Annotated in this window: 23 protein-coding genes; 10 read left to right on the top strand and 13 right to left on the bottom strand. The window is 64.5% G+C overall.

Annotation, left to right across the window (positions count from 1 at the left end):
* The first annotated feature begins 10 nt into the window (after positions 1 to 10).
* Complete coding sequence (locus TP2_RS13155; protein WP_038078237.1) at positions 11 to 826, top strand: sulfite exporter TauE/SafE family protein; 816 nt, start codon at positions 11 to 13, stop codon at positions 824 to 826.
* A 32-nt stretch (positions 827 to 858) separates the two neighbouring features.
* On the opposite strand, the gene mazG is transcribed toward TP2_RS13155, so the two are convergent.
* Positions 859 to 1,701, bottom strand: coding sequence for a nucleoside triphosphate pyrophosphohydrolase (gene mazG / locus TP2_RS13150; protein ID WP_038078236.1), 843 nt, complete (start codon positions 1,699 to 1,701; stop codon positions 859 to 861).
* Between the two features lie 63 nt (positions 1,702 to 1,764).
* Here mazG and TP2_RS13145 point away from each other — a divergent pair, with 63 nt between their 5' ends.
* The 5 genes from TP2_RS13145 to TP2_RS13125 all read left to right on the top strand — a co-directional run bounded on the left by TP2_RS13145 (position 1,765) and on the right by TP2_RS13125 (position 6,493).
* Positions 1,765 to 2,928 carry a M20 aminoacylase family protein gene (locus TP2_RS13145; RefSeq protein ID WP_038078235.1) on the top strand — a complete coding sequence of 388 codons (1,164 nt, stop codon included), beginning with the start codon at positions 1,765 to 1,767 and terminating at the stop codon, positions 2,926 to 2,928.
* A gap of 209 nt (positions 2,929 to 3,137) precedes the next feature.
* Positions 3,138 to 4,265 (top strand): peptide chain release factor 2, encoded by a 1,128-nt coding sequence (gene prfB, locus TP2_RS13140; RefSeq protein ID WP_038078234.1) that lies wholly within the window; start codon positions 3,138 to 3,140, stop codon positions 4,263 to 4,265.
* 4 nt (positions 4,266 to 4,269) lie between these two features.
* Positions 4,270 to 4,815: an AAA family ATPase gene (locus TP2_RS13135; RefSeq protein ID WP_038078233.1), complete on the top strand. Its 546-nt coding sequence runs from the start codon at positions 4,270 to 4,272 to the stop codon at positions 4,813 to 4,815.
* A gap of 48 nt (positions 4,816 to 4,863) precedes the next feature.
* The gene (locus tag TP2_RS13130) at positions 4,864 to 5,601 is read left to right on the top strand and encodes an SDR family NAD(P)-dependent oxidoreductase (RefSeq protein ID WP_038078232.1); all 738 of its coding nucleotides are present in this window, start codon (positions 4,864 to 4,866) and stop codon (positions 5,599 to 5,601) included.
* Positions 5,602 to 5,719: 118 nt separating this feature from the next.
* On the top strand, positions 5,720 to 6,493 hold the full coding sequence (locus TP2_RS13125) for a DUF2189 domain-containing protein (RefSeq protein WP_038078231.1): 774 nt from the start codon (positions 5,720 to 5,722) through the stop codon (positions 6,491 to 6,493).
* A 102-nt stretch (positions 6,494 to 6,595) separates the two neighbouring features.
* On the opposite strand, the gene htpX is transcribed toward TP2_RS13125, so the two are convergent.
* The 5 genes from htpX to TP2_RS13100 form a co-directional block, all read right to left on the bottom strand.
* Entirely contained in the window at positions 6,596 to 7,540 is a 945-nt protein-coding gene (gene htpX, locus TP2_RS13120; RefSeq protein WP_038078230.1) for a zinc metalloprotease HtpX, read from the bottom strand.
* A 97-nt stretch (positions 7,541 to 7,637) separates the two neighbouring features.
* The gene (locus TP2_RS13115; protein ID WP_038078229.1) at positions 7,638 to 10,778 is read right to left on the bottom strand and encodes an efflux RND transporter permease subunit; all 3,141 of its coding nucleotides are present in this window, start codon (positions 10,776 to 10,778) and stop codon (positions 7,638 to 7,640) included.
* Complete coding sequence (locus TP2_RS13110) at positions 10,775 to 12,127, bottom strand: efflux RND transporter periplasmic adaptor subunit (protein ID WP_038078228.1); 1,353 nt, start codon at positions 12,125 to 12,127, stop codon at positions 10,775 to 10,777. The genes TP2_RS13115 and TP2_RS13110 overlap by 4 nt, the downstream gene beginning before the upstream one ends.
* Before the next feature lie 191 nt (positions 12,128 to 12,318).
* Entirely contained in the window at positions 12,319 to 13,062 is a 744-nt protein-coding gene (gene tpiA / locus TP2_RS13105; RefSeq protein WP_038078227.1) for a triose-phosphate isomerase, read from the bottom strand.
* 86 nt (positions 13,063 to 13,148) lie between these two features.
* Positions 13,149 to 13,526 carry a HesB/IscA family protein gene (locus TP2_RS13100; RefSeq protein ID WP_038078226.1) on the bottom strand — a complete coding sequence of 126 codons (378 nt, stop codon included), beginning with the start codon at positions 13,524 to 13,526 and terminating at the stop codon, positions 13,149 to 13,151.
* 173 nt (positions 13,527 to 13,699) lie between these two features.
* On the opposite strand from TP2_RS13100, the gene TP2_RS13095 reads away from it, so the two are divergent.
* Positions 13,700 to 15,352: a SulP family inorganic anion transporter gene (locus tag TP2_RS13095; RefSeq protein WP_038078225.1), complete on the top strand. Its 1,653-nt coding sequence runs from the start codon at positions 13,700 to 13,702 to the stop codon at positions 15,350 to 15,352.
* A gap of 73 nt (positions 15,353 to 15,425) precedes the next feature.
* Here TP2_RS13095 and TP2_RS13090 read toward each other — a convergent pair whose 3' ends face one another.
* From TP2_RS13090 to TP2_RS13080, 3 genes are all read right to left on the bottom strand, one after another.
* Positions 15,426 to 16,496 (bottom strand): alkene reductase, encoded by a 1,071-nt coding sequence (locus TP2_RS13090; protein WP_038078224.1) that lies wholly within the window; start codon positions 16,494 to 16,496, stop codon positions 15,426 to 15,428.
* A gap of 191 nt (positions 16,497 to 16,687) precedes the next feature.
* The gene (locus TP2_RS13085; RefSeq protein ID WP_038078223.1) at positions 16,688 to 17,053 is read right to left on the bottom strand and encodes an SUF system Fe-S cluster assembly protein; all 366 of its coding nucleotides are present in this window, start codon (positions 17,051 to 17,053) and stop codon (positions 16,688 to 16,690) included.
* Between the two features lie 144 nt (positions 17,054 to 17,197).
* Entirely contained in the window at positions 17,198 to 17,623 is a 426-nt protein-coding gene (locus TP2_RS13080) for a rhodanese-like domain-containing protein (protein ID WP_038078222.1), read from the bottom strand.
* Between the two features lie 154 nt (positions 17,624 to 17,777).
* On the opposite strand from TP2_RS13080, the gene prfA reads away from it, so the two are divergent.
* The 3 genes from prfA (at position 17,778) to TP2_RS13065 (ending at position 20,568) form a co-directional block, all read left to right on the top strand.
* On the top strand, positions 17,778 to 18,833 hold the full coding sequence (gene prfA, locus TP2_RS13075; RefSeq protein WP_051692637.1) for a peptide chain release factor 1: 1,056 nt from the start codon (positions 17,778 to 17,780) through the stop codon (positions 18,831 to 18,833).
* On the top strand, positions 18,830 to 19,687 hold the full coding sequence (gene prmC, locus TP2_RS13070; protein ID WP_038078221.1) for a peptide chain release factor N(5)-glutamine methyltransferase: 858 nt from the start codon (positions 18,830 to 18,832) through the stop codon (positions 19,685 to 19,687). Before prfA ends, prmC begins: the two co-directional genes overlap by 4 nt.
* Before the next feature lie 260 nt (positions 19,688 to 19,947).
* The gene (locus TP2_RS13065) at positions 19,948 to 20,568 is read left to right on the top strand and encodes a DUF4167 domain-containing protein (RefSeq protein WP_038078220.1); all 621 of its coding nucleotides are present in this window, start codon (positions 19,948 to 19,950) and stop codon (positions 20,566 to 20,568) included.
* A gap of 75 nt (positions 20,569 to 20,643) precedes the next feature.
* On the opposite strand, the gene TP2_RS13060 is transcribed toward TP2_RS13065, so the two are convergent.
* Genes TP2_RS13060 through TP2_RS13045 form a run of 4 tightly spaced genes read right to left on the bottom strand, consistent with a single transcriptional unit; the run spans position 20,644 to position 24,161 of the window.
* Positions 20,644 to 21,093, bottom strand: coding sequence for a GNAT family N-acetyltransferase (locus TP2_RS13060; protein WP_038078219.1), 450 nt, complete (start codon positions 21,091 to 21,093; stop codon positions 20,644 to 20,646).
* Positions 21,090 to 21,935 (bottom strand): 16S rRNA (adenine(1518)-N(6)/adenine(1519)-N(6))-dimethyltransferase RsmA, encoded by an 846-nt coding sequence (gene rsmA, locus TP2_RS13055; protein ID WP_038078218.1) that lies wholly within the window; start codon positions 21,933 to 21,935, stop codon positions 21,090 to 21,092. Before rsmA ends, TP2_RS13060 begins: the two co-directional genes overlap by 4 nt.
* A gap of 1 nt (position 21,936) precedes the next feature.
* Positions 21,937 to 22,935: a 4-hydroxythreonine-4-phosphate dehydrogenase PdxA gene (gene pdxA / locus TP2_RS13050; RefSeq protein ID WP_038078216.1), complete on the bottom strand. Its 999-nt coding sequence runs from the start codon at positions 22,933 to 22,935 to the stop codon at positions 21,937 to 21,939.
* The gene (locus tag TP2_RS13045) at positions 22,932 to 24,161 is read right to left on the bottom strand and encodes a peptidylprolyl isomerase (protein WP_038078214.1); all 1,230 of its coding nucleotides are present in this window, start codon (positions 24,159 to 24,161) and stop codon (positions 22,932 to 22,934) included. Before TP2_RS13045 ends, pdxA begins: the two co-directional genes overlap by 4 nt.
* Positions 24,162 to 24,225 lie beyond the last annotated feature (64 nt).

Genomic DNA, 24,225 nt, shown 5'->3' with positions numbered 1-24,225 from the left:
GTTTCCGCGCATGCCCGATCTGTCCACCCTCGTGCCCCTCGTGCTGATCCTGATGGGGGTCGGCGCATTCGCCGGGGTTCTCGCGGGCCTTCTGGGTGTCGGGGGCGGGATCGTCCTCGTGCCGGCCTTCTTCTATCTTTTCAAAGGCCTGGGCTATGCGTCCGACGATCTGATGCAGGTCTGCGTCGCGACGTCGCTGGCGACGATCATCGTGACTTCGATCCGATCTGTGATGGCACATAACCGCAAAGGCGCGGTCGACTGGGTGATCCTCAAGCAATGGGTGGTGCCGATCGTGATCGGTGCGGTGATCGGCGTTCTGGTGGTGCATCAGCTGCGGTCGTCCACCATGCAGATCATCTTCGCGGTGATGGTTATGGTGATCGCGCTTTACATGATGTTCGGCAAGTCGAGCTGGCGGATCTCGGACGGTCTGCCGGGCGGGGTGTTCCGCGCCTGGTTCGGGCCGCTGATGGGGTTTCTTTCGGTGCTTCTGGGGATTGGCGGCGGGTCGATCGGTACGCCGATGCAGACGTTGCACGGTATCCCGATCCACCGCGCGGTGGCAACTTCGGCGGGCTTCGGCGTGACCATCGCGCTACCCTCTGCGATCGGGTTCCTGCTGACGCCGGTGGCCGACGCGCCGCCCTATTCGATCGGGGCGGTGAACATCCCGGCCTTCCTGATCGTCATTGCGATGACGACTTTCACCGCGCCGCTCGGGGCCGCGCTGGCGCACAAGCTTGATCCGAAGAAACTCAAGCGCGTCTTCGCGGTTTTCCTGATGCTCGTCGCCCTGAACATGCTGCGCAAGGCGTTCCTCTAAGAGCCTTGCCGCTTGGGTGAGTAGCCCAGGGCCTATTTCACACCCTTCGTCTTCGCTTCCTCCCAAAGCGCATCCATCTCGGCCAGATCGCTTTGGGCAGGATTCTTGCCGCGCGCTTCAAGCGCGGCCTCTATATAGTTGAACCGGTTTGTGAATTTCAGGTTGGCCGCGCGGAGCGCACCTTCCGGGTCGAGCCCCAGATGGCGTCCGAGATTGACCATCACGAAAAGCAGATCGCCATATTCCTCGGCCAGTTCCTCCGGTCCCAGCTGATCGCGCGCCTCTTCCAGCTCGCGCGCCTCCTCGACGATCTTCTCCAGAACCTCATCCGTCGTGGGCCAGTCAAACCCGACCCGCGCCGCGCGGTTTTGCAGCTTGATCGCCCGGGTCAGCGCGGGCAGCCCCAACGCGACACCATCGAGAACCCCGACGCGCTCGGTCTTGCCCGCCGCGGCGCGCTCGGCCGCCTTGATCTTCTCCCAATCCGCGGTTTGCTGTTCGGCAGACTTGTTGCGGCTCTCATTGCCGAAGACATGGGGGTGGCGCGCCACCATCTTGGCGTTGATCGCCCGCAGGACATCGGCGATGTCGAACCGATCCTCCTCCGAGGCCATCTGGGCGTGATAGACCACCTGCAAGGCCAGATCGCCCAGCTCGCCGGGCAGTTCCTCCCAGGCCTGCCGCGCAATCGCATCGGCAACCTCGTGAGCCTCTTCGATCGTGTAGGGCGCGATCGAGGCGAAATCCTGTTCGAGATCCCAGGGACAGCCCGTCTCCGGGTCTCGCAGACAGGCCATGATTGCGATCAATCGCTCGAACTGATGCGCCGCCTCCCCGGTCTCGTCAAAGATCAGCGCGTCATCGGGTTTGGCCATTGCAGCGTGCCTCCTGCCATGCGATTGCCTCTGGCCTAACCATCCGCGCGAGGGAAGTCCACCATGCCCGTCATCAATCGAATCGCCGCTCTCGGAGAGCAGATGACTGAATGGCGGCGCTGGCTGCATCGCCATCCCGAGCTGGAATTCGACCTGCCGCAGACCTCTGCCTTCGTGGCCGAGCGTCTGCGCGAGATCGGTGTCGACGAGATCCATGAAGGCATTGCCCAAACCGGGATCGTGGCGCTGATCAAGGGGCGCGCTTCGGGCCCGGTGGTGGGCCTTCGAGCCGATATGGACGCGCTGCCGATCACCGAGGAAACCGGGGCGGACTATGCTTCTGAAACCCCCGGAAAGATGCATGCCTGCGGCCATGACGGCCATACGACGATGCTTCTGGGCGCAGCGGCTTACCTTGCCGAAACGCGCAATTTCGCGGGCACCGTCGCGCTGCTCTTCCAACCTGCCGAGGAAGAGGGCGGTGGCGGCGAGGCGATGGTCCGCGAGGGCGTCATGGACCGTTTCGACATCTCCCGCGTCTTCGCGATCCACAACGCGCCGGGTCTTCCCTTTGGCCATTTCTACACCACGCCGGGGCCCTATATGGCCTCTGTCGATACCGCCTGGGTCACGGTGCGCGGCAAGGGCGGGCATGGCGCCACGCCGCAAGATTGCATCGACCCGATCGTCGCGATCACCGGCATGGTCAATGCGCTGCAAACGGTGGTCGCGCGCAACATCGGCGCGGGCGACGAACTTGTCGTCTCGGTCACTCAGATCCATGTCGGCTCGGCCTCGAACATCATCCCCGAAGAAGGATGGTTCTGCGCCACGATCCGCGCCTTCGATCCCGCCATCCGCGACCTTGCAGAGACGCGCTTCCGCGAGATCGTTGCGGGGCTCGCGGCGGCGCATGGTGTCGAGATCGAAATCACCTATGAGCGTGGCTACCCGCCCACGGTCAATGATGCCGAAGAAGCGGAATTCGCCGCCACAGTGGCCGAGGAGATCGCGGGTTCAGGCCGCGTCGAGCGGCGTGCCGCCCGCGAAATGGGTGCGGAGGATTTCTCCTACATGCTGGAAACCCGCCCCGGCGCCTATCTCTTCATGGGGACGGGTGAGGGCGCGGGCCTCCATCATCCGCGCTACGATTTCAACGACGAAGCCGCCCCGGTGGGCGCGTCCTTCCTCGCGCGGCTGGCCGAGCGCGCGCTGCCGATCGGTTGAAGGGGGCGCTGCCCCCATCCGCTGACGCGGATTCCCCGAGATATTTTCGTCAAGAAGAAGCAGGCGCGATTTTGCCTTCTTCTTGATCTAAATATCTCGGGGGAGTCTGCCGATAGGCAGGCGGGGGCAGAGCCCCCTCCGACGCCGGTGCTTGCGGGCGGGCTGTCGATTTCGTATCACCCGCAGCAAGATATCACGAAGGACGACACATGCGCGCCGAGACGCAGAATATCGTGGAGCAGATCCGCAAATCGCTGGCCTTGCTGGGGCAGCGCATGGATCTCGAAACCGCGCCGCACCGGATCGAGGAATTCAACGCGATGATCGAGGACCCCACCTTGTGGGATGATCAGGCGCGCGCGCAGAAGCTGATGCGGGACCGCCAGCAGCTGATGGACAAATTCGAGACCTATCAGCGCATCGATCAGGAACTCACCGACAATGTCGAGCTGATCGAACTGGGCGAGATGGAAGACGATGCCGAGATCGTTTCGGAGGCCGAGAAATCGCTCAAGGCGCTGAAAGAGGAGGCCGCCGCGAAGGAACTCGAGGCGCTTCTCGATGGCGAGGCCGACGGCAACGATACCTACCTCGAGGTTCATTCTGGCGCGGGCGGCACGGAGAGCTGCGACTGGGCGTCGATGCTCGCGCGGATGTATGTGCGTTGGGCTGAGAAGAAGGGGTACACGGTCGAGCTCGAATCCGAGAGCCCGGGCGAAGAGGCGGGGATCAAATCGGCGACCTACAAGATCTCTGGCCCCAATGCCTATGGCTGGTTGAAATCGGAATCGGGCGTACACCGCCTCGTGCGGATTTCGCCTTACGATTCGGCGGCACGCCGGCATACGTCTTTCAGCTCGGTCTGGGTCTATCCGGTGGTGGACGACAACATCGACATCGTGGTGAACCCCTCCGATATCCGCGTCGATACCTACCGGTCCTCGGGTGCGGGCGGTCAGCACGTGAACACCACCGACTCGGCTGTGCGGATCACCCATATCCCCACCGGAATCGTGGTTACTTCATCGATGAAGTCGCAGCACCAGAACCGCGAAATTGCGATGAATGCGCTGAAATCGCGCCTCTACCAGATGGAGCTCGACAAGCGCACGGCTGCGATCAATGAGGCGCATGAAAACAAGGGCGAGGCGGGCTGGGGCAACCAGATCCGGTCCTATGTTCTGCAGCCCTACCAGATGGTGAAAGACCTCCGCACCGGCTTCGAGACCTCCGACACGCAGGGCGTGCTCGATGGCGATCTCGACGGCTTGATGGCGGCGACGCTGGCCATGGGGGTCGAGGGCAAGTCGCGCGCCGACGCACAGGCAGCGGACTAAGATCATGGCGGCGCGGGTTCATATCACCGGCGCCGCAGGGTCCGGAACCTCGTCTCTGGGCCGCGCGCTGGCCGAACGTCTGGATGTGCCGTTTCTCGACACAGATGCCTTTTACTGGGCAGTGAGCGATCCGCCCTATACCGTCAAGCGCCCCCCCGAAGAGCGTCTTGAGATGATGGAAGAGGCAAAATCGTCCGAGGGTTGGGTGATTTCCGGCTCGCTCGATGGCTGGGGAGAGCCTGCGATCGCCGGGGCCGATCTGATCATCTTTCTCAGCGCGTCGACACCGATCCGACTGGCCCGCATCCGCAAGCGCGAGGCGATGAAATTCGGCGACCGGATCCGGGCGGGAGGCGATTTCTTCCACAACCACGCCTCCTTCCTGAAATGGGCGTCGAGCTATGACGACCCCTATTTTTCGGGGCGGTCTCTGTCGCGCCATCGCGAATGGCTGGCAGGACGATCGGAGCCGGTGCTGAACCTCTCGGGCGCGCGCCCGGTGGAGGATCTGGTGGGCGAGGCACTCTCGGTGCTCGGGATGAAACCATAAGCGATCCGCACGCGTAGTCCTTCGGAAACGAAAGGGCAGGACGGGCGCATGGAGTTCAAAGACAAGCGGATCTGGATCATCGGGGCGAGTTCCGGGATCGGGCAGGCGCTCGCACGGGAACTGGCGGCACGCGGGGCACGGCTGGTGCTTTCGGCGCGCTCGGTCGATCCGTTGCAAGACCTGGCGAGCGACCTGGGGCAGGGTGAGGTTGTCCCCGTCGATATTTCCGATCCCGAGAGCCTGGCCGATGCGCGCGCCGAGATCCTTCTGAAAGGGCCGCTCGATACGATGATCACGACCGCCGCGCTCTACGATCCGGGGCGTGTCGACGAGATCGAACGCGATGCGGCGCGCAAACTTATCGAGGTGAATCTGCTTGGAACGCTGTGGTTTGCGCAGGCCGCGCCGGGGCTGTTGCGTGAGGGCGGGAAGCTGGTGATCTTCGGTTCGGTTGCGGGCTATTTCGGATTGCCGAAGGGTCAGCTCTATTCCGCCTCCAAGGCTGCGGTAATCAACCTCGTCGAGAGCTTGCGCGTCGAATATGCGCCGGGGATCGATGTACGGCTGATCTCGCCGGGATTCGTGAAAACGCGGCTCACGGAAAAGAATGATTTCGACATGCCCTTCGTGCTCGAACCCGCAGAGGCCGCGCGTCGGATTGCCGACGGACTGGCCTCGTCCCGGTTCGAGACGCATTTTCCGCGTCGCCTGACCTGGCAACTCAAACTGTTGAAACGATTGCCTTACGCGATCTCGCTTTGGATGACGGGCCGTCTCGGCGGCTGAAGCTTGCGGCAGCGCAGCGAGGAATTCTCTGGACAGCTCACGAGAGCGTGACGCAACGTTATCACGTGAGAGATCACACGGGCCTTGGGGAGAGGGCCTGTCTGTCAGGGAGAGAAGAATGCAACAAGTGATGTCTGAGCCGTCCGAGCTGCCGCATTTTCGCGACATGCCGGTCTCGGCAATCCCGGAGGTTCTGCGCGAGGGCTGGCGCGATTTTCTGCGCGCCCCCGCGTTCGGGCTGGTGTTTTCGGGCTTTTACGTCCTCGGTGGAATTGTGCTGTGGATGGTGTTCTCGGCACGTGGCGAGGAATGGTGGCTCATTCCCTTCGCGCTCGGTTTTCCGCTGCTCGCGCCTTTCGCGGCCATCGGGCTTTACGAGATCAGCCGCCGGATCGAGGGAGGGGAGCCCTTGGTCTGGGGTGAGGTGATGGCCTGCTGCATCTCGCAGAAAGATCGGCAGATCCCCTCGATGGCGATGCTGATCCTGATGATGTTCATGTTCTGGGTCTTCGTGGCCCATACCACCTTCGCGCTGTTCATGGGGCTGTCGGCCTTCACCAATGTCAGCTCTTCGCCGGAGATCCTGTTCACCGGGAACGGTCTTGCGATGCTGGCGATCGGGTCCCTCATCGGTGCGGTCTTCGCTCTAACGCTGTTTTCCTTCACCGTCGTCGGCTTGCCGCTTCTGATGGAGCGCGAGATCGACATCATCACCGCGATCCTGACCTCGATGCGCGCGGTGATCGCGAACCCGGTTTCGATGGGAGTCTGGGGGCTGACGATCGCGGCCAGCCTGTTCATCGGGATGATCCCGATGTTCCTCGGGCTTCTGGTGGTGCTGCCAGTGCTTGGCCATGCGAGCTGGCATATGTATCGCCGTCTCACTTACTGACGCCGAGGCGACCTTGCGTCCCCCGCCTGTGTGTCGCCTCTGCGGCCCGGGCCGCGCCCGACCGTTCCCGCGGTCGGGCGCTCTAGCTACTGGTCGCCGGGATCAGCCCCAGGGGCCCGAGCGATCCTTGCGCCGCACCGGCGGCACGGAACTGTCGCGGAAGCCTCTCATCTCGGTTTGCGGTGCCGGACGGGCTGGGATCGGAACAGCGCCGGACCCGCCTGCCATCTGGCGCAGCGCGGCGACGCGGTTTGCGGTCGATGGATGCGTGGCAAAGAGCTTGTCCGCACCCTGACCGTGCAGGGGATTGATGATGAACATATGCGCCGTCGCCGGATTGCGTTCGGCCGTGAGGTTGTCGACGCGCGCAGCCCCCGCCTCGATCCGTTCAAGCGCGGATGCGAGCCAAAGCGGGTTCCGGCAAATCTCCGCGCCCGCCTTGTCGGCGGCATATTCTCGGGTGCGCGAGATCGCCATCTGCACCAGTGCCGCCGCCATCGGCGCGAGGACCATCATCGCGAGTGTGCCAACGATCCCCATCCGTTCGCGTGAGCCGCCGAAGAACAGTGCGAAATTCGCGAGCATCGAGATCGCACCGGCAAAGGTCGCCGTGACCGTCATGATCGCCGTGTCGCGGTTGCGGATATGGGCGAGCTCATGGGCGATCACGCCCGCAAGCTCCTCGCGCGAGAGGTTGTGCATCAGGCCCGTCGTCACCGCGACGGCTGCGTTTTCCGGGTTCCGGCCCGTGGCGAAGGCATTGGGCTGGGGTGTGTCGAGCAGATAGACCGCGGGCATCGGCAGACCGGCGTTGCGCGCGAGTTGCGCGACCAGCTCGGACAGGCCCGAGCGGTCATTTGGCCCCACCGGATGGGCGTTGTGCATCCGCAGGACCATCTTGTCGGAATTCCACCACGAAAAGGCGTTCATCCCGGCGGCCACGACCAGCGCGATCATCATCCCGCCGGTGCCGCCCAGCAGGTAGCCCAGCCCCATGAACAAGGCCGTCATCGCGGCCATCAGCATCCCGGTCTTGACGTATCCCATGCGCTCTCGCGTCCTTTCACCTGAGGTGATCCAAGCGAGGCAGATATAGGTGACGCGCGGCGCCATGCAATCGGCGCCGCGCGCAGAAGCGCAGGGTTCAGGCCTTCGTGACAGGGTCGGGCAGCGGCGGCGCGGTGTCGTCGTCCTTATCCTTCGCCGCCAGTTTCACCCCGAAATCCTCGAGGATCGCCAGCAGCGCTGGGGTGACGAAGAGCGACAGGATCGTCGCCGCCGTCAGGCCGAAAGCGAGGCTCGCAACGATGGGGCGCAGGAATTGCGCCTGCGTGCTTTGCTCGAAGAGGAGCGGCCCGAGACCGACGATCGTCGTCAGCGAGGTCAGGAAGATCGCGCGGAAGCGATCGCGCACGGCCTCGCGGCCTGCCTCGATGATATCGGCCCCGGCGGCGCGCCGCTCGCCGATGAAAGCGTCGAGCAGGATCGAGTTGTTCACCACGACGCCGGCGAGTGTCGCAAGTCCCACGAGGCTCGGCAGCGAAATCTGCATGCCAAGGGCCATATGTCCCCACATCACGCCCACGAGGCTCAGCGGCACTGCCGCAATGACCGCGATCGGGCGGATGAAGCTCGACATGTAGAAGGCCAGCAGCAGATAGACGCCCACCACGCCTGCCGTCATGTAGCGCGCCAAAGAAGCCCCGGTCGTTGCCGTGTCCTCCTCTTCGCCCAGAACGAGTACCTTGATGCCGGGACGTTTCTGCGCCAGTTGCGGCAGGTAATCGGCACGCATCGCCGCCATCAGTTCACGCGCATTGGCGACCGCCGGATTGATCGAGCCTTGCACAGAGACCGCGCGCTGTCCGTTCACGTGGGTGATTGTGTTGAACCCGCGCGTTTCGGTGACATTGGCCACCGCCGAAAGCGGCACCAGCGCACCATTCGCGCCCGGTACGCGCAGCGCCAGCACGTCGCTCAGCGTCTGACGCTCGGACGGTGCCAAGCGTGCCACGACATCGACCTGCCCATAGGCATCGGCAAAGCTCACCGCGCTGTCGCCCCGAAAAGCCGCGCGCAGCTCGGTCGCGAGCGCCTGTGGCGTCACGCCCAGGAGGTTCGCAGCCGCCGGACGCATCCGCACCACGATCTCGGGTTTGCCGGGTTGCAGATCGAAAGTCACATCGCGCACGCCATCGAAGCCCCGGAAGAACTTGCGCAACTCGCGTGCGGTGATCGCGAGATCATCAAGGTTATCGCCCTCGAGCAGAAGGTCGATCGGCTTGCCGCCCGCGCCGCGTTCCTTGTCGGTGATCCGGAAGGCGGCCATGTCGGGCATCTGCCCCACGAGCTTCTTCCAGGTGTCGAGGATCTTGCCCACCTCGGTCGTCCGCGTGCCCGCTGGCAGCAGCGCCGCGCTGACGGTGGCCATATTGGGCCCGCTGCTCGGGCTGTCGGCATTGACGCCATAGGTGATCGTATAGCTCTGCACCAACTGCTGGCCATCGGGCTGCTCGGGGGTGAGCTCTTCATTGAGCTGTTCGAGCGCTTTGACCACCTTGGCGACCCGCGCCTCTGTGCGGACGAGCGGCGAGCCTTCGGCCAGAAGCAAGCGCGCCTCGACCGTGTCGCTTTCCAGTGTCGGGAAGCTCTGGAACTTGATGAAGCCCCCGGTGAACGGCGCGACCGAGAGGGAGACGACCAGGATCGCGAGCCCGATCGTCAGGTAACGATAGCGTAGTGCGCGTTCGGCCAGTGGCACGATGATCCCGTCGCGCAGCTTGTCGAAGGCGCCATTGACCGCACGGTTGACCCGGCCCGGACGCAGATCGCCATGCAGCGAGTGGCGCATATGGGCCGGCAGGATCAGGAAGGCTTCGATCAGCGAGATCGTCAGCGTCAGCAAGAGCACGATCGGGATGTATTTCAGAAGCGCCCCGATATTGCCCGACAGGAAGCTCAGCGGGCCGATGATCATCGCGGTCGTCAGGAACGAGGCCAGCACGCCGGGCCCCACCTGCATTACCCCGTTGACCGCGGCCTTTTGCGCGCTCTCGCCCATTTGGCGCCGGCGCACGATGTTTTCCGAGATCACGATCGCATCGTCCATCAACAGACCCGTCGCAACCAGAAGCGCCACCATCGTCATCATGTTGATCGTGTAGCCCAGCATCTGCATCGCGAAGATCGCGCCGAGGAAGCTCACCGGCAGGCCCATTGCGACCCAGAAGGACATGCGCAGCCCGAAGAAGAGCCACATCGCCACCAAGACGAGGATCAGACCCTGAAAACCGTTCGTGCCGATGATGCGAAGGCGCTCGCGGATGTTCTGGGTGGAATCCTGCGAGATCGAGAGGGTGATATTGCCAGGCGCCTCGGCGCGGGCCTTGTCGAGCTGCCGATCGAGGGCGGCTTTCACCTTCAGCGCATCCTGCGAGGCGGTCTTCGACACCGCCACGATCGCTGCGCGCTGGCCATCGAAATAGGTGGCCTGCGCGGGGTCGGAGAACCCGGCGGTGATCTTGGCCACGTCGCCCAGGCGCACTTCGCCGCCCGTTGCGCTGCCCGCGATCGGGATTTGGCCCAACTCCTGCGGGGTGCGTTTTTCACCAAGGAAGCGGATCGCGGTGTCACCCGAGCGCCCCTCCAGTGTACCCGCGGGCATATCGAGGCTGTAGCGCGCGAGCGCTGTGCCGATCTCGGTCATGTCGAGGCCGTAGCGCTCCAGTGCCGCGCGGTCGAACTCGATGGCGATCTCACGATCGGAGAACCCGTTCACGTCGACCTGCGAGATCGCGGGATCGGCGCGTAGCTGATCGGCGAGATGCTGGGCATAGGCGTAAAGAACCGCCGGATCCTTCGGTCCGGTCACTGCGACAGAGGACACCGAGGCCACCCGCTCGACGATCTGCGTCACCGGATCATCGACCTTCGCGGGGAAGGAGGTCACCCCGTCCACCGCATCCTTGATGTCGTTGTAAAAGCGCGTCATGTCCGCGCCTTCGATCATCTCGGCGGTGACCTGGGCTGCGTTTTCGCGTGCGAGACATGTCAGCTTGGCGAGGTTCTCGACCTTCATCAGCACCGGATCGAGCACGGTACAGATCCCGGTCTCGACCTCGGCCGGGGCCGCGCCCGGATAGGTGATGCGCACCGAGACATCAGAGGGCGGCGTCTCGGGGAAGGTGTCGCGCTGCATCAACGGCAGGGCAAGCAGCCCCAGCCCCGAGATCGCGATCATCAGGATATTGGCCGCCGTGCGGTGGCCCGCAAACAGACGGATCATTGCGCGGCCTCTTTGTTCTTGCCGCCGCCTGCGCCGCCGCCCGAGCCGGGCTTGGGCGCCTGCGCTGCCTGTCCCAACGCCTCGGCAATGATCTCGGCCTTGCGCGCATCATCCTCGAGCGGCTTCACCGCCATGCCCGGGACCGCTATCGACGGGTCGGTTACGACAAGCTGATCGCCCGGCTTGAGCCCGTTCGTCACCACCGCGATATCGCCCGAGACGAAACCGGTCGTCACAGGGCGCTTCTCCAAAACACCTTCAGCCGAGACGACGAGCGCCATGCCGTTTTGCACCGCTTCGACCGGGACCACGAGCGCCTTGCGCTTGGGGGCGGAAAGCTCGACCTCCATGACCATGTTGCGGCGCAGAGGAGGGCGCTCGCCCGCCACGCTCTGGCTCTGCGGGTCTTCGACACGGACGACGACAGGGGCGCTTTGCGTGCGCTCATCAATTGCTTCGCCCATCCGCTCGACTTTTGCATGCCAGACGACCTGATGCTCGGGCGCGGGAAGTTTCACCTTCGCCTTGAGATCCGTGACTTCGGTTCCCTCACCGGCAAGCCGCAGCAGTGGGCCGATCCGACCAATCGGGAATTGCGCCGAAATATCAACGGCCTCGGTGCCTTCGCCGGTCATCATGACCTGACCGCGACTGACATATTGCCCCAGATCGGCGCTGATCGAGGCCACGCGCAGATCATAGGGTGCGCGGATCTCGGCAAACCCGATCGAGCGTTCGAGAGAGGCGCGTTGGGTGCCCAGAACCTCGCGTTCGGCACCGTTCAGGGTGATCTGGTTTTCAAGTTCGGTAACCTTGGTGCGGGCGGTCAGTTCCTGCCGGCGCGTGGCCTCCAGTGCGGCTTGGGTCACCACGCCCTGGCTGTTGAGCCGCTCTTGACGCTTGAGATCTTCCTGCACCAGCGCGAGATCGGATTGCGCCAGCGCGAGGCTGGCCGTGACCGTGTCATCCTTCACCTTCGAGGCAGCCAGTTGCGCGTCGATATTGGCCAGATCGAGTTTCAGATCGCTGTCGTCAATCCGAAACACGAGCGTTCCGGCCGGCACGATATCTCCGGGCGCGAGCGGATGGGCGACCTCGGTCACCTCTCCCTCGATCCGCGCCACCGCGCGCCATTCGCGCACCGGCGCGATCGTGCCATAGCCGCTGACACGCGGCACCAGATCGATCGGTTCGAGCGTGATGACCCGCACCGGCGTCGGATTGCGCTTCACCTCGGTGGGTTCGGGCAAGCTCTTGAGATTGCCCGCGTAATAGATCGCGACCACGCCAAGTGCCGCCGGCACCGCCACCATCAAAGCCCGCCGAACGAATCCGCCCGCTGTCGTCATCTGTCTTGTCCGCCCTGTTGCATGTCCTTGCCGGCACTATGGTCGAAGAGATCCCACTTGGCGACCCCGATATGTGCTTTGACATGATCGCTCAAACCCGAGTTGGACTGACCCAAATATGGCTACGGCAACAAAAAACCGCCCGGCCTGAAGACCGGGCGGCAAGACGTTGGTCGGGTGTAAATGCCCGGTCAGCTGGCCGAAAGCGCCTCGATGATGGCGCCGAAATCTGCGGCCTTGAGCGAGGCACCGCCAACCAGCGCGCCATCGACATTCGAGACCGCGAAAATCTCGGCCGCGTTCGACGGCTTCACAGAGCCACCGTAGAGCAGCCGCATCCCGTCACCCTCCGAGCCGAAGCGTTTGATGAGTTGTTCGCGCATGAAATCATGGACTTCCGCGATCTGTTCGAGCGTCGGGGTGCGGCCAGTGCCAATCGCCCAGACGGGCTCGTAGGCGATGACGGTATTGGCGGCGGTCGCGTGATCGGGCAGCGAGCCCTTGAGCTGGTTGCCGATCAGGGTCAGCGTTTCGCCCGCATCGCGCTGTGCCTCCGTTTCGCCCACACAGACCACCGCGACGAGTTCCGCCTCGATCGCGGCCTCGGTCTTTGCACGCACGATCACGTCGGTTTCATGGTGATCGGCACGGCGCTCGGAATGGCCCAGGATCACGTGGGAGCCGCCCGCATCGCGGATCATCTGCGCGGAAATGTCGCCCGTATGCGCGCCCGAGCTGCGCATGTGGCAATCCTGGCCGCCCACCGCGATCCGGCCCGCCGCCGTCATCGACATCCCCGCAATAAGGGTCGCGGGCGGGCACAGCAGCACGTCGCATTTCGGGTGGGGATGGGCTTCGATCAGCGCCGAGACCTCGTGCAGGTCGGCCTTGAGCCCGTTCATCTTCCAGTTGCCGGCAGCAAGTTTCTTGCGCATGTGGTCTCTCTCTCCCTGATATCGTTACGCGGGAGATTAGGACAGGGCGCGTCCGCTCGCAAAGGGCAAATTGGCGCGGGCGCGGATCAGCTCTCTTGCGCCGTCTCGTCCGCTTCCATGTCGCGGAACTTGATCGACTCGCCACAGCCGCAGGCTTCGACCACGTTCGGGTTGCGGAACTTGAAACCGCTCTCCAGCAGACCGGTCTCGTAGTCGATCTCGGTGCCGAGCATGAACATCTGCGCCATCGGCGCGATGAGAACCCGGGCGGGCCCTTTCTCGACGACGATATCCATGGGCCCGGCCTCGGCCGCGACTTCCATCGTGTATTCCATGCCCGCGCAGCCGCCCTTTTTGACGCCGATGCGGAAGCCGGCCGCGTTTTCACGCGACATGAGCTTGGCGATCTGCGCGACGGCGGCATCGGTCAGGGTGACGGGATCTTGTCCGGGAACGTTGAACATGGGGCGCGGTCTCCTTCGCCCCCAAACCTAATGCGCGCAGAGGGAATTTCCAAGGGTCGCTCTGCGTGCGGGGTTGCACAGGCAAGCTGAGCGCGGTGAGGCGATGGACCGATCCTGCGCGATGGCCTAACACGTCATGAAGACCCCCGGTTTTTGCGGAGCCCTGCCGAAAGATGCGCCCGAGCCTGCCCGTTTTCCCGAGCCTGCGGAGCTTTGCGCCGCGCGCGGATCTGTTCGCCGCGCTGACACTGGCCGCGATCGCGATCCCCGAACAGCTCGCCACCGCGCAGCTCGCGGGGCTTCCCGCAGCGCAGGGGCTGATCGTCTTCGCCGTGGCGTCCGTGGTGATGGTGCTGGTCGGGCGCAACCCGACGCTCTCCGTCGGCGCGGATTCGACCATCGCGCCGCTCATCGCCACCGCGCTCGCCACGATAGGCGCGCTTCCGGGCGATGCGGCGCTTCTGGCAGGTATGGTGGGGGCAATGTTGCTCGCGGTCTGGCTTTTGCGCCTCGAATGGGTGGCAGAGCTGTTGTCGAAGCCCGTGACCGCCGGGATGCTCGCCGGCATCGCGGTGCATATCCTGGTGGGCCGTCTGCCGGTGGCGCTGGGGCTGTCGCTGCCGCCCGGAAGCCCGATCGAGACCATGCGCGCGCTTTGGCACGCCTTCGGTGAAGCCCGGCTCGCGCCCTTCGTCATGGCTGCATTGATCACGCTGGCCTGCGTCATCGGCGCCTCCGTGAACCGCCGGTTTCCTGTTCCGCTGATCGCTTTGATCTGTGCGATCGCCGTTGCTATCTTCGCCGACCCGACGGGCGAGATCTTCCCTCGCATCCGCGGCGTTGCGGGCGATGCGGGGCTGCATTGGCCCTCTTCGTCCGCCGCGCGTGCAATCGACCTGCTGCCCGCGGCCATCTCCATCGCGTTCCTGTGCCTGTCGCAGACCACGGTCGTGCTGCGCGCGAGCGGCGCCGATTCCCCGACCGAGAGGCGCAACGCATTCGGCGCATTGGCACTTGCCAATCTGGCGGCGGCCGGGGCAGGCGGGTTCGGCGTCAATTCGAGCCCGCCGCGTACCCAGATCCTGCGCGAAAGCGGCGCGGGCTCGCAGCTCGCAGGGCTCGCGGCGGCGGTGATCGGCGTGGTGCTTCTCGTCTTCGGCGCGGGGATACTCAGCGATCTTCCTGCCGCCGCCCTCGCAGGTGTATTGAGCTATATCGCGCTGCATCTGCTGAGCTCGGCGCATTTGCCCGACCTGATCCGGCGCAGTTCCTCGGAAGGGGCGATCGCGGTGGCGACAACTTGGCTCGTCATCCTTCTGCCGCTGCAATACGGCCTGCCGATCGCGATCCTGCTGTCGCTCGTCTATGCCTCGATGCCGCTCTTCCAGTCGCAGGTGGTCGAACTGCATAACGTGCCCGGCACGACCGTCTGGTGGCGGCGCCCGGCAAGCGACGAAGAGCCCGAGCGCTATGAAGGCGTTCTGGTCCTTGGCATCACCTCGCCGATCAATTTCGCCAATGCTTCGGGCATCATGAGCGGGATCCGTCGCCACGTTGCGGCGATGCCGGGGGCGCATCTCGTGGTGCTGGAATGCGCGGGCGTGCTCGCGGTAGACCTGACCGGCGCGGACCGTCTTCGTGCCCTGATCGAGGAGTTGCGTGGGCGCGGTCTTGTTGTCGCCTTGGCGCGGCTCGAAGCGCCCCATGCGCAAGAAGACCTCGCCCGGAGCGGATTGCTGACAAGCCTCGGCGCGAAATTCGTCTTTCAATCCGTGGATGAGGCAATCGGACTGCTGGGCGGCCCGGCGGATAAACCGCTTTCCTGAGCCGATCGATCAACCGGCTCGGAAACGAAAATGCGGGCCCGAAAGCCCGCATTCATCGAGACGTTCAAGCGTGTCAGTCGAGGAAAGGATAATCCGTATATCCTTCGGCCCCGCCACCATAGAAGGTCGCCGGGTTCGGCTCGTTGAGCGCGGCGCCGGTCTCGAAACGCTTCGGCAGGTCCGGGTTCGCGATGAAGAGCTTGCCAAAGGCCACCGCCGTGGCCCCGTCGGCCAGCGCCGCTTCGGCCATCTCCTTGGTGAAGCCGTTATTGGCGATGTAAGGCGCCTTGATCTGGGCGCGCAGCGTCTCGATCCCGCCCTCCGGCCACTCGCGCGGGCCGCCGGTCTGGCCTTCCACGAGATGCACGAAGGCCATATCCTGCGTATTGAGGAAATCGACCACCGCCGCGAACAGCGCGGGCGTATCGCTGTCGATGCCGACATTGTTGGCATTTGACCAGGGCGAGAGACGGATACCGACCCGGCCCGGACCCCAGACGCCCACGACGGCCGCAACCGCTTCGCGCAGGAAACGCGTGCGGTTCTCGATCGACCGGCCATATTCGTCCGCGCGCGTGTTCGAGGTGTCGCGCAGGAACTGATCGATCAGGTAGCCATTTGCCGCGTGGATCTCGACCCCGTCGAAGCCCGCGGCTTTCGCGTTCTCGGCCGCCTTGCGGTACTCCTCGATCGTCGCCGCGATTTCCTCGACGCTCAGCGCATGGGGCGTGGTCGTTTCGACGAAGCCTTCACCGTCAAAGGTCTTGGCGCCTGCCGAGATTGCCGACGGCCCCACCGGGTCACGTCCGTTCAGCAGCTGCGGCACCGAGATCCGGCCGACATGCCAGAGCTGCGCCACGATCTTGCCGCCCGCGCCATGCACGGCCTCGGTGACCTTCTTCCAGCCCGCGACCTGGTCGTCGTTGTAAATCCCCGGCGTCCAGGCATAGCCCTGACCCATCGGCGAGATCTGCGTCCCCTCGGTGACGATCATCCCGGCGCCAGCGCGCTGACGATAATATTCGACCGTCAGATCGGTCGGGACGAGATCGGGCGCGCGGTTGCGGGTCAGCGGCGCCATCACGAAACGGTTCGCGATCTCGATCGCGCCGAGCTTGGCGGGGGTGAAAAGCGTATCGGTCATGCAAGTCCTCTCATTGGGTTTGCGCATCGGCACGTTGAAATGGGGCGGGACGGGCGACGGACAAGCGCACCCGCGCGCGACCCCTTGTGCGAAAATGCAAAAAGGGAGCGCGACCGCCCCCTTCTTCTTGATGAAAATATCTCGGGGGGGCTCGCGGCACGCGAGCGGGGGCAGAGCCCCCACGCCCCAAGTCACATGAAGCCCAGCTCCAGACGCGCTTCGTCCGACATCATGTCCATGCCCCATTGCGGATCGAAGGTCATCTCGATGTCGACATCACGCAGCCCCTCCACGCAGGCCACCGCATCATGCACCCAACCCGGCATCTCGCCCGCCACCGGGCAGCCCGGCGCGGTCAGTGTCATGATCACCTTCGCGTCATTCTCGGGGCTGATCTCGATCGTGTAGACAAGGCCCAGATCATAGATATTCACCGGGATTTCCGGGTCATAGACCGTGCGGCAGGCCTCCACGACCTTCTCGTAGAGCGGGTGATCGGTGGTCGAGGGCTTGATCAGCGGCGTGCCTTCGAGCGGCTCTTCTGGCGTGGCGGTCATCGGGGCCTCTTTCGCGGTTTGCGCCCGGTGCAATCAATCGGGGCGCCTATTTCTCGACTGTTTATCTAGGTCATTGCGCGAGAAGCGTAAAGGGAGGCGCGGTCGCTGCCCGTCGAGATGTGATCGCAGGCAAGGCAAACCGCCTCACTCGGGCTTGTAGGCGGCCCATTCCTTCCAGCCGTCAAAGCCGTTCTGCATCACGACGACATTCTTACGCCCTGCCACGCGCAACGCGAAAGTCGCCTGCGACGAGCGCGCGCCGGTATTGCAGAACACGATGGTCTTTTGCGTTTCCGGGATCTCATCGATCCGGTCGAGAACTTCGCGCCAGCCGATATTGACCGCGCCGGGGATGGATCCGGTCTCGAATTCGTCGGGGGTGCGCACGTCGATGAATTGAACGCTGTTGAAAATCGCCTCGTCGATCTGTTCGGGCAGGATGATCCCGTCGAATTCTTCCGAGAACATCAGATATTCGTTCATCGCCTCGATGGCGGCCAAGTTATCCTGCGCAAGCGCGGGCGTCGCGGTGAGCGCGAACAGGCTCGCGGCGATCAGGTTGCGGATCATCTCATTCCCCCCTCGGATCTTTCCCGGTGGCGGTGTAGCAGAGGGCAGGGGGCTGCGTCATCTCTTTGTTACGCGGTGGCTCCCGCGAAAGGCTCGTGCCCCGTGACGCCATCGCGGCTTGACGCCCCCCGCGCTTCGCGCCAAACCGATGCCCATGTTGCCTGAAGAGAAACTCGACCAGATCCTCATGCGCTTCGAGTACCTCGAGGCGCAGCTCAACGCGGGCGCGGATCCGGGCAAGATCGCCGAAATCAGCCGCGAATATTCGGAACTCAAACCGGTCGTGACCGAGATCGAAGCCTGGCGACAGGCACGGGCCGATCTGGCCGAGGCCGAGGGCTGGCTCGCCGATCCAGAGATGCGCGATCTCGCCGAAGAAGAACTGCCGCGCCTCAAATCTCGCATCCTTGAGATGGAACAGGCCCTGCGCCTTGCGCTCTTGCCGAAAGATGCCGCGGATGCGCGCCCCGCCATTCTCGAAATCCGGCCTGGCACGGGCGGCGAGGAAGCCGCGCTCTTCGCAGGTGACCTGCTGCGGATGTATCAGAAATATGCCGAGAAACATGGCTGCCGTTTCGACCTGATGGAGCTGACCGAGACAGAGCTGGGCGGCGTCAAGGAAGCGGTGGCCCGGATCGAGGGCGAGGGCGTCTTTGCACGCATGAAATTCGAGAGCGGCGTGCACCGGGTTCAGCGCGTGCCCGAGACCGAAGCCGGGGGACGGATCCACACCTCTGCCGCTACCGTGGCGGTTCTGCCCGAGGCCGAGGACGTCGATATCGAGATCCCCGCCTCCGATATCCGGATCGACACGATGCGGGCGTCCGGGGCGGGTGGCCAGCACGTCAATACCACCGACTCGGCGGTGCGGATCACCCATATCCCGACCGGGATCGTCGTCACCTCTTCCGAGAAATCCCAGCACCAGAACCGCGCCAATGCGATGGCGGTGCTGCGCGCGCGGCTCTTCGAGGCCGAACGCGATCGCGCGGCCTCCGAACGCGCCGAGACGCGCAAGTCGCAGGTCGGCTCGGGGGACCGTTCGGAACGCATCCGGACCTATAATTTCCCGCAAGGCCGGCTCACGGATCATCGCATCAATCTCACCCTCTATTCCCTTGATAAAGTAATGGAAGGCGAGATCGACGAGGTGATCGATGCACTGATTTCGGACGATCAGGCGGCCAAGCTCGCGGAGATGGAAGGGTGAAGGCGCAAGAGGCGCTGATCGCCGCGACCCGACGCCTGAAAGAGGCGGGGATCGAGGGCGCGCCGGGCGATGCCCGCAGGCTGTTGGCGCATGCGCTTGGCATTGGGCCCGACCGCCTGACACTTGCGTTGCACGATCCGATGCCCGAGGACGCCATTGGCCGCCTCGATCTTGCGATCGCCGCGCGCGAGGCCCATCAACCCGTTGCCCAGATCACCGGCAAACGCCTGTTCTGGGGGCATGAATTCCGCGTGACCCGCGATACGCTCGACCCGCGTCCGGAGACCGAAATCCTCGTTCAGGTGGCGCTCGAACGACCTTTCGTCCATGTGCTCGATCTGGGAACCGGTACCGGCTGTATCCTGATCTCGCTCCTGAAATCCATGCCCTTCGCCGCGGGCACCGGCATGGATCTTTCGCCCGCAGCGCTCGACGTCGCGAGAGAAAACGCCACCGCGCTTGGGGTTGTGAAACGCGCGAAGTTCCAGCAATCCGACTGGTTTTCCGCCGTGCCCGGACGGTTCGACCTGATCGTGTCGAACCCACCCTATATTGCGCAAGCCGAGATGGACGGGCTTTCGCGCGATGTGCGCGAGTGGGAGCCGCACTCCGCGCTGACCCCCGGCGGTGACGGTCTCGATGCCTATCGCGCGATTGCGCGCGGCGCGCCGGCGCGGCTCATGGCGGGCGGGCGGATCGTGCTCGAGATCGGCCCGACGCAGGCGGCCGCAGTCACCGACCTTCTGGCCGAGCAAGGGTTTGAACAGATCGAGACGCGGAAGGATCTCGACGGGCGCGACCGCGTCATCTTGGCGCACAAGCCCGGCAAGACCGACGATTGTGGTGCCAGTTGAGCGCAAATTCGCGCAAAACCTATGGAAATCCGGGGAAAACGTGGAATTGACACATTTTCCGACTTGAAAGCCCACCCTACGCATGTTTAGTCAAAACTGTGCAGCGTGGATTGCTATCCCCCGCACAGCTCAGCTTCACAGCGCGGGTGACGATGCCAAACCGGGCAATATTGCTCAGGACGGCGCGCCCTCACGCAAGGCCAGTTTCCTTCGGCCAGATTCCTCAAGCCCGGCGTAACCGGGCCAGAAAAACGAAAGCCATGAGATCTTCGAAATCCCGTTCGCGTAACAAGTCGAACCGTCAGCGGTCGATGGGCAACATCGTCAACCGGGTGTTTGACAGCTCCGGTCCCGAGGGGAAAGTGCGTGGCACGCCCCAGCAGATCATCGACAAATACCTCGCGCTCGCCCGTGACGCGCAACTTGGCAACGACCGCGTGGCCGAGCAGAACTTCCTTCAGCATGCCGAACACTACACCCGCATGCTCGGCGAGGCCCAGAAAGAGCAGGCCCGCGAACAGGAAGCGCGTAACCAGCAGCGTCAGCAGAACCAACAAAACCACCAGAACAACGGTCAGGGTGGCAACGGCCAGGACGGCCATCGCAACGAGCGCCCCGAGCGCGAGGAGCGGAGCCAGGAGACCGCTGATCAGGGCGCCTCGATGATGCCGCCGATGCCCGAGCCCGAAGAGGATGGCTCGAGCCTCGTCGAGACCCCCGAAAGCCGCGCCGAAGCCGCTCCGACAGAGGCTCCCGCCGAGAAGGCGGAAAAAGCCGAGAAGCCGAAACGCCCGCGCGCACCGCGCAAACCGCGTGCGCCCAAAGCTGAAAAGGCTGAAGTGGCAGTGGAAACCGCGCCCCCCGAGGCATCGGGCGAATAAGCGGTTTCCCTGACGAACGAGATAAAAGGCCCGCCGGACTGGCGGGCCTTTTTTGATGTCGTAACTCGCCTTGGGTCACCGAGGCAGGGCTTTTTCAAGAAAGACCCGGTCAAACCCGTCTTCCACACGGCGATCGGTCTCGAGAAAGCCGAGATGCGCATAGAGCGCGCGGCTCTCGCTCATTGCGGCATTGACGTACAGCATCAAGCGGTCGGCCCCGAGTGAAAGAGCGTGCGCCTCGGCGAAGGCCATCATCTTCCCACCGATCCCTTGCCCCTGCTTCGCAGGATCAACAGCAATTGGCTCGATCTGCAAGGCGACACGCGGCCCGTCCTGGGCGATCAGGCCGACATAGCCAACGATTTCATCGGCATTTTCGCAGACCCAGAGATGCGCAAGCTCAGAGCGACGATCGGCCAACATCGGTGCGGGCGGGCGACCGATGCGCGCAATATAGGGGCGAAAGGCTGCTTCGGTGATTACCACGATGCGATCTAGATCTTCCGCACGAGCCGCGCGGATCATTCCTGACCGTCGACGATCCGCGCCAGTCGGCAGAATTGCTCCAGTGTCACCTTCTCGGCCCGCTCCGTGGGCGCGATCCCGGCTTGCTCGAGTTTCGCCTCGATATCCGGTGCCACGCCCTTGAGCGAGGCGCGCAGCATCTTGCGGCGCTGATTGAAGCCCGCGGCCACGACGCGGCTCAGGGTCGCGGCATTGGCCGGGTAGCGCGGCTCGGGCAGGGCGCGCAGATGCACCACCGCCGAATGGACCTTTGGCGCCGGGGTAAACGCCTCGGGCGGCAGGCTCATCACGATCTTCGCCTCGGCACGCCACTGCGCGAGGATCGCAAGGCGGCCGTAATGGTTGGTGCCGGGTTTTGCGACGATCCGCTCGGCCACCTCTTTCTGGAACATCAGCGTCAGGCTCTCCCAGAAGGGCGGCCAGTGTTTCGGCGTTAGCCAACGCACCAAAAGCTCGGTGCCCACGTTATAGGGCAGGTTCGCAGCGATCTTGATCGGGGGCGTAAGATGGGCGAGCGGGTCGACCTCCAGCGCATCGCCATTGATCACTTCAAGACGACCCGGATAGGCGGCCGCGATTTCGGCCAGCGCGGGCAGGCAGCGGCTGTCCTTCTCGATCGCGAGCACCTTGCGTGCCCCCTCAGCCAGAAGTCCACGCGTCAACCCGCCGGGGCCGGGCCCGATCTCCAGCACATCCGCGCCCGTCAGATCGCCCGCCGAGCGCGCGATCTTTGCCGTCAGGTTCAGATCCAGCAGGAAGTTCTGCCCGAGGCTCTTCTTCGCCACGAGATCATGCGTTTGCAGAACCTCGCGTAGCGGCGGCAGCCCGTCGATCGTGGCCATCTCAGCCCCTCCGCGCCGCGCCCATGCGCGCGGCCATTTCGAGCGCCGCAATCAGCGAGGCGGGGTTCGCACGCCCCTGACCGGCGATATCGTAGGCCGTGCCGTGATCGGGGGAGGTGCGGATGAAGGGCAGGCCAAGCGTGACGTTCACGCCGCCATCGAAATCGAGCGTCTTGATCGGGATCAGTGCCTGGTCGTGATAAGCGCAGATCGCCGCGTCATAGCCCTGACGCGCGCGCTCGTGGAACAGCGTGTCGGCGGGCAGCGGCCCTGCGAGCGCATAACCCTCTTCACGCAGCCCCGCGATCGTGTCGGCGATCCAGTCGCGCTCCTCGCATCCCATCGCACCGCCTTCTCCGGCATGGGGGTTGAGCCCGGCAATCGCGATGCGCGGCGTCTGGAGCCCGAAATCGCGCCGCAATCCTTCGGCGGTGATGCGGACGGTCTCGCGCAGCAGAGCCGGGGTGAAGGCCTCGGGCACATCGCGCAAAGCGATATGGATCGTGGCGGGCACGACCCGAAGCGGCGGCGTGCTGCGCGAGCTGGCGAGCATCATCACCACGCGGTCGACCCCTGCGAGATGGGCGAGAAATTCTGTGTGACCGGGAAAGGCAAAACCCGCCCCGTCATGCAGCGCCTTCTTGTTGATCGGTGCGGTGGTGAGCGCCGCGCCCTCGCCACGCATCACCAGATCGACACCACGCGCGATCACGTCGACGACCGATTTTGCATTGGCGGGATCGGGCTGACCGGGAATGGCGGCGGCGGGAAAGGCGTGCGGCAGCACGGGCAGGCCCGCGCTGGCATGGGTCACGGCGTCAGAGACGCGCTCGATCTCGCGGATCTTCGTGCCGCGCGGCAGGTGAGAAGGGTCACCGATCCAAACGAAAGGCAGACGCGCACCGAAATGCTCCCAGGCGCGCGCGGCCAGTTCCGGGCCAACCCCGGAGGGGTCACCGCAGCTCAGGATGACCGGGCGGTCTGTGTCGCGCGGGCTCATTTCCGCACGATCACCGCTTCGGCCTCGAGATCAGCGAGATAGCCCGTCGCGTAAGCGCCGAGCGCCTGATCCTCGAGCGAGGCGCGAACCTGCTTGCGGTCGGGGGCGGGCGCGTCCTTGGTGTCGGCCACGTTGCGTGCGCACAACATCACGAGCACATCGCTGCCACCGCGCTTCAGGATCTGGGTCTCGCCCGGATCGAGCTGAGCGAGGGCAAGCGCCTCATCGGTCGGGATCTCCGATTGCGCTACCTTCGCATGCAACGTGATCGCGGTTTCGGGCAGGCCTTTCGCGACGGTGTAAAGCTGGTTGCACACGCGCGCATCGGCAGCGGCCTGCGCGGCGAGCTTCGCCGCCTGCGCGCTGCCCGAGGCGCCGAGGTTCAGCGTCATGTAGCTCAGGTCCTGCGGGGCGGAGGGCGCATCGCCATCGCCGATCGCGCGCAGCATGAACACGGCCACAGCCCCGTTGAGCTGGATCGGGCCAGTAGCATTGCCGGGCTTGAGCGCGAGGACAGGACCGCGCAGCTGCGCGGGCAGCTTGTCGATCGGCATCCATTCGAGGCGCCCGCCACGATCGCGCGTCGGCGCAGCCGAGTATTTCCGCGCGAGCGCAGCGAAGGCGCCATCGCCTTTGGCCGCCGACAGCTCGCGCGCCTGCGCCATCGCCGCCGCTTCCTGACCCGGCGGGGCGGGGATGATCGCTTCCGAGATCAGAACCTTCACGCCCTTGCCGGTCTGGCTTTCGGGCATCATGGCGCGATCCACTTCGGCCGAGGTGACATTGATCAGCGGTGCGAAACGCGCACGCACCACTTCGCGCCAGATCACCCCGGCGGACACGAAATCGCGGAAGGTGTTCGGGTCGATGCCATTCTGGCCAAGCAGCGTGATGAATTGTTCGGTCGAGAGTTTGCCCCGGCTGGCAAACTCGGCCATCCCGCGCGTGAGCGCCTCGTCATTCATTTTCATGCCAAGCTGCTTGCCCGCCCACATCCGCAGCCGATCCTCGATCAGTGCCTTCTCGGCATCCTCACGGGTCGATTGGGGCGTGCCGAGAAGCTTGAGGAATTTCTCGCGCTGGTCGATCTCGTAATCGGTGATGCCAAGGCCGTTCACGGTGATCACCGGGGTGTAATTGCCCGCTTGCGCCATTGCGACACGCGGCGCGAGTGGCAAGGTCAGTACCAGAGCCAGAAGGGTGAGCAGTCGGGTCATCATCGTCATCGCGTGCCTGTCCGTTTCGTCTCGTTCATTCGCGGCCTGGCCGGCCTGTTGTCTTCTCGTTCGC

Source organism: Thioclava pacifica DSM 10166, from assembly GCF_000714535.1.
Classification (GTDB): Bacteria; Pseudomonadota; Alphaproteobacteria; order Rhodobacterales; family Rhodobacteraceae; genus Thioclava; species Thioclava pacifica.
This window is presented reverse-complemented; position numbering and strand designations above follow the sequence as displayed.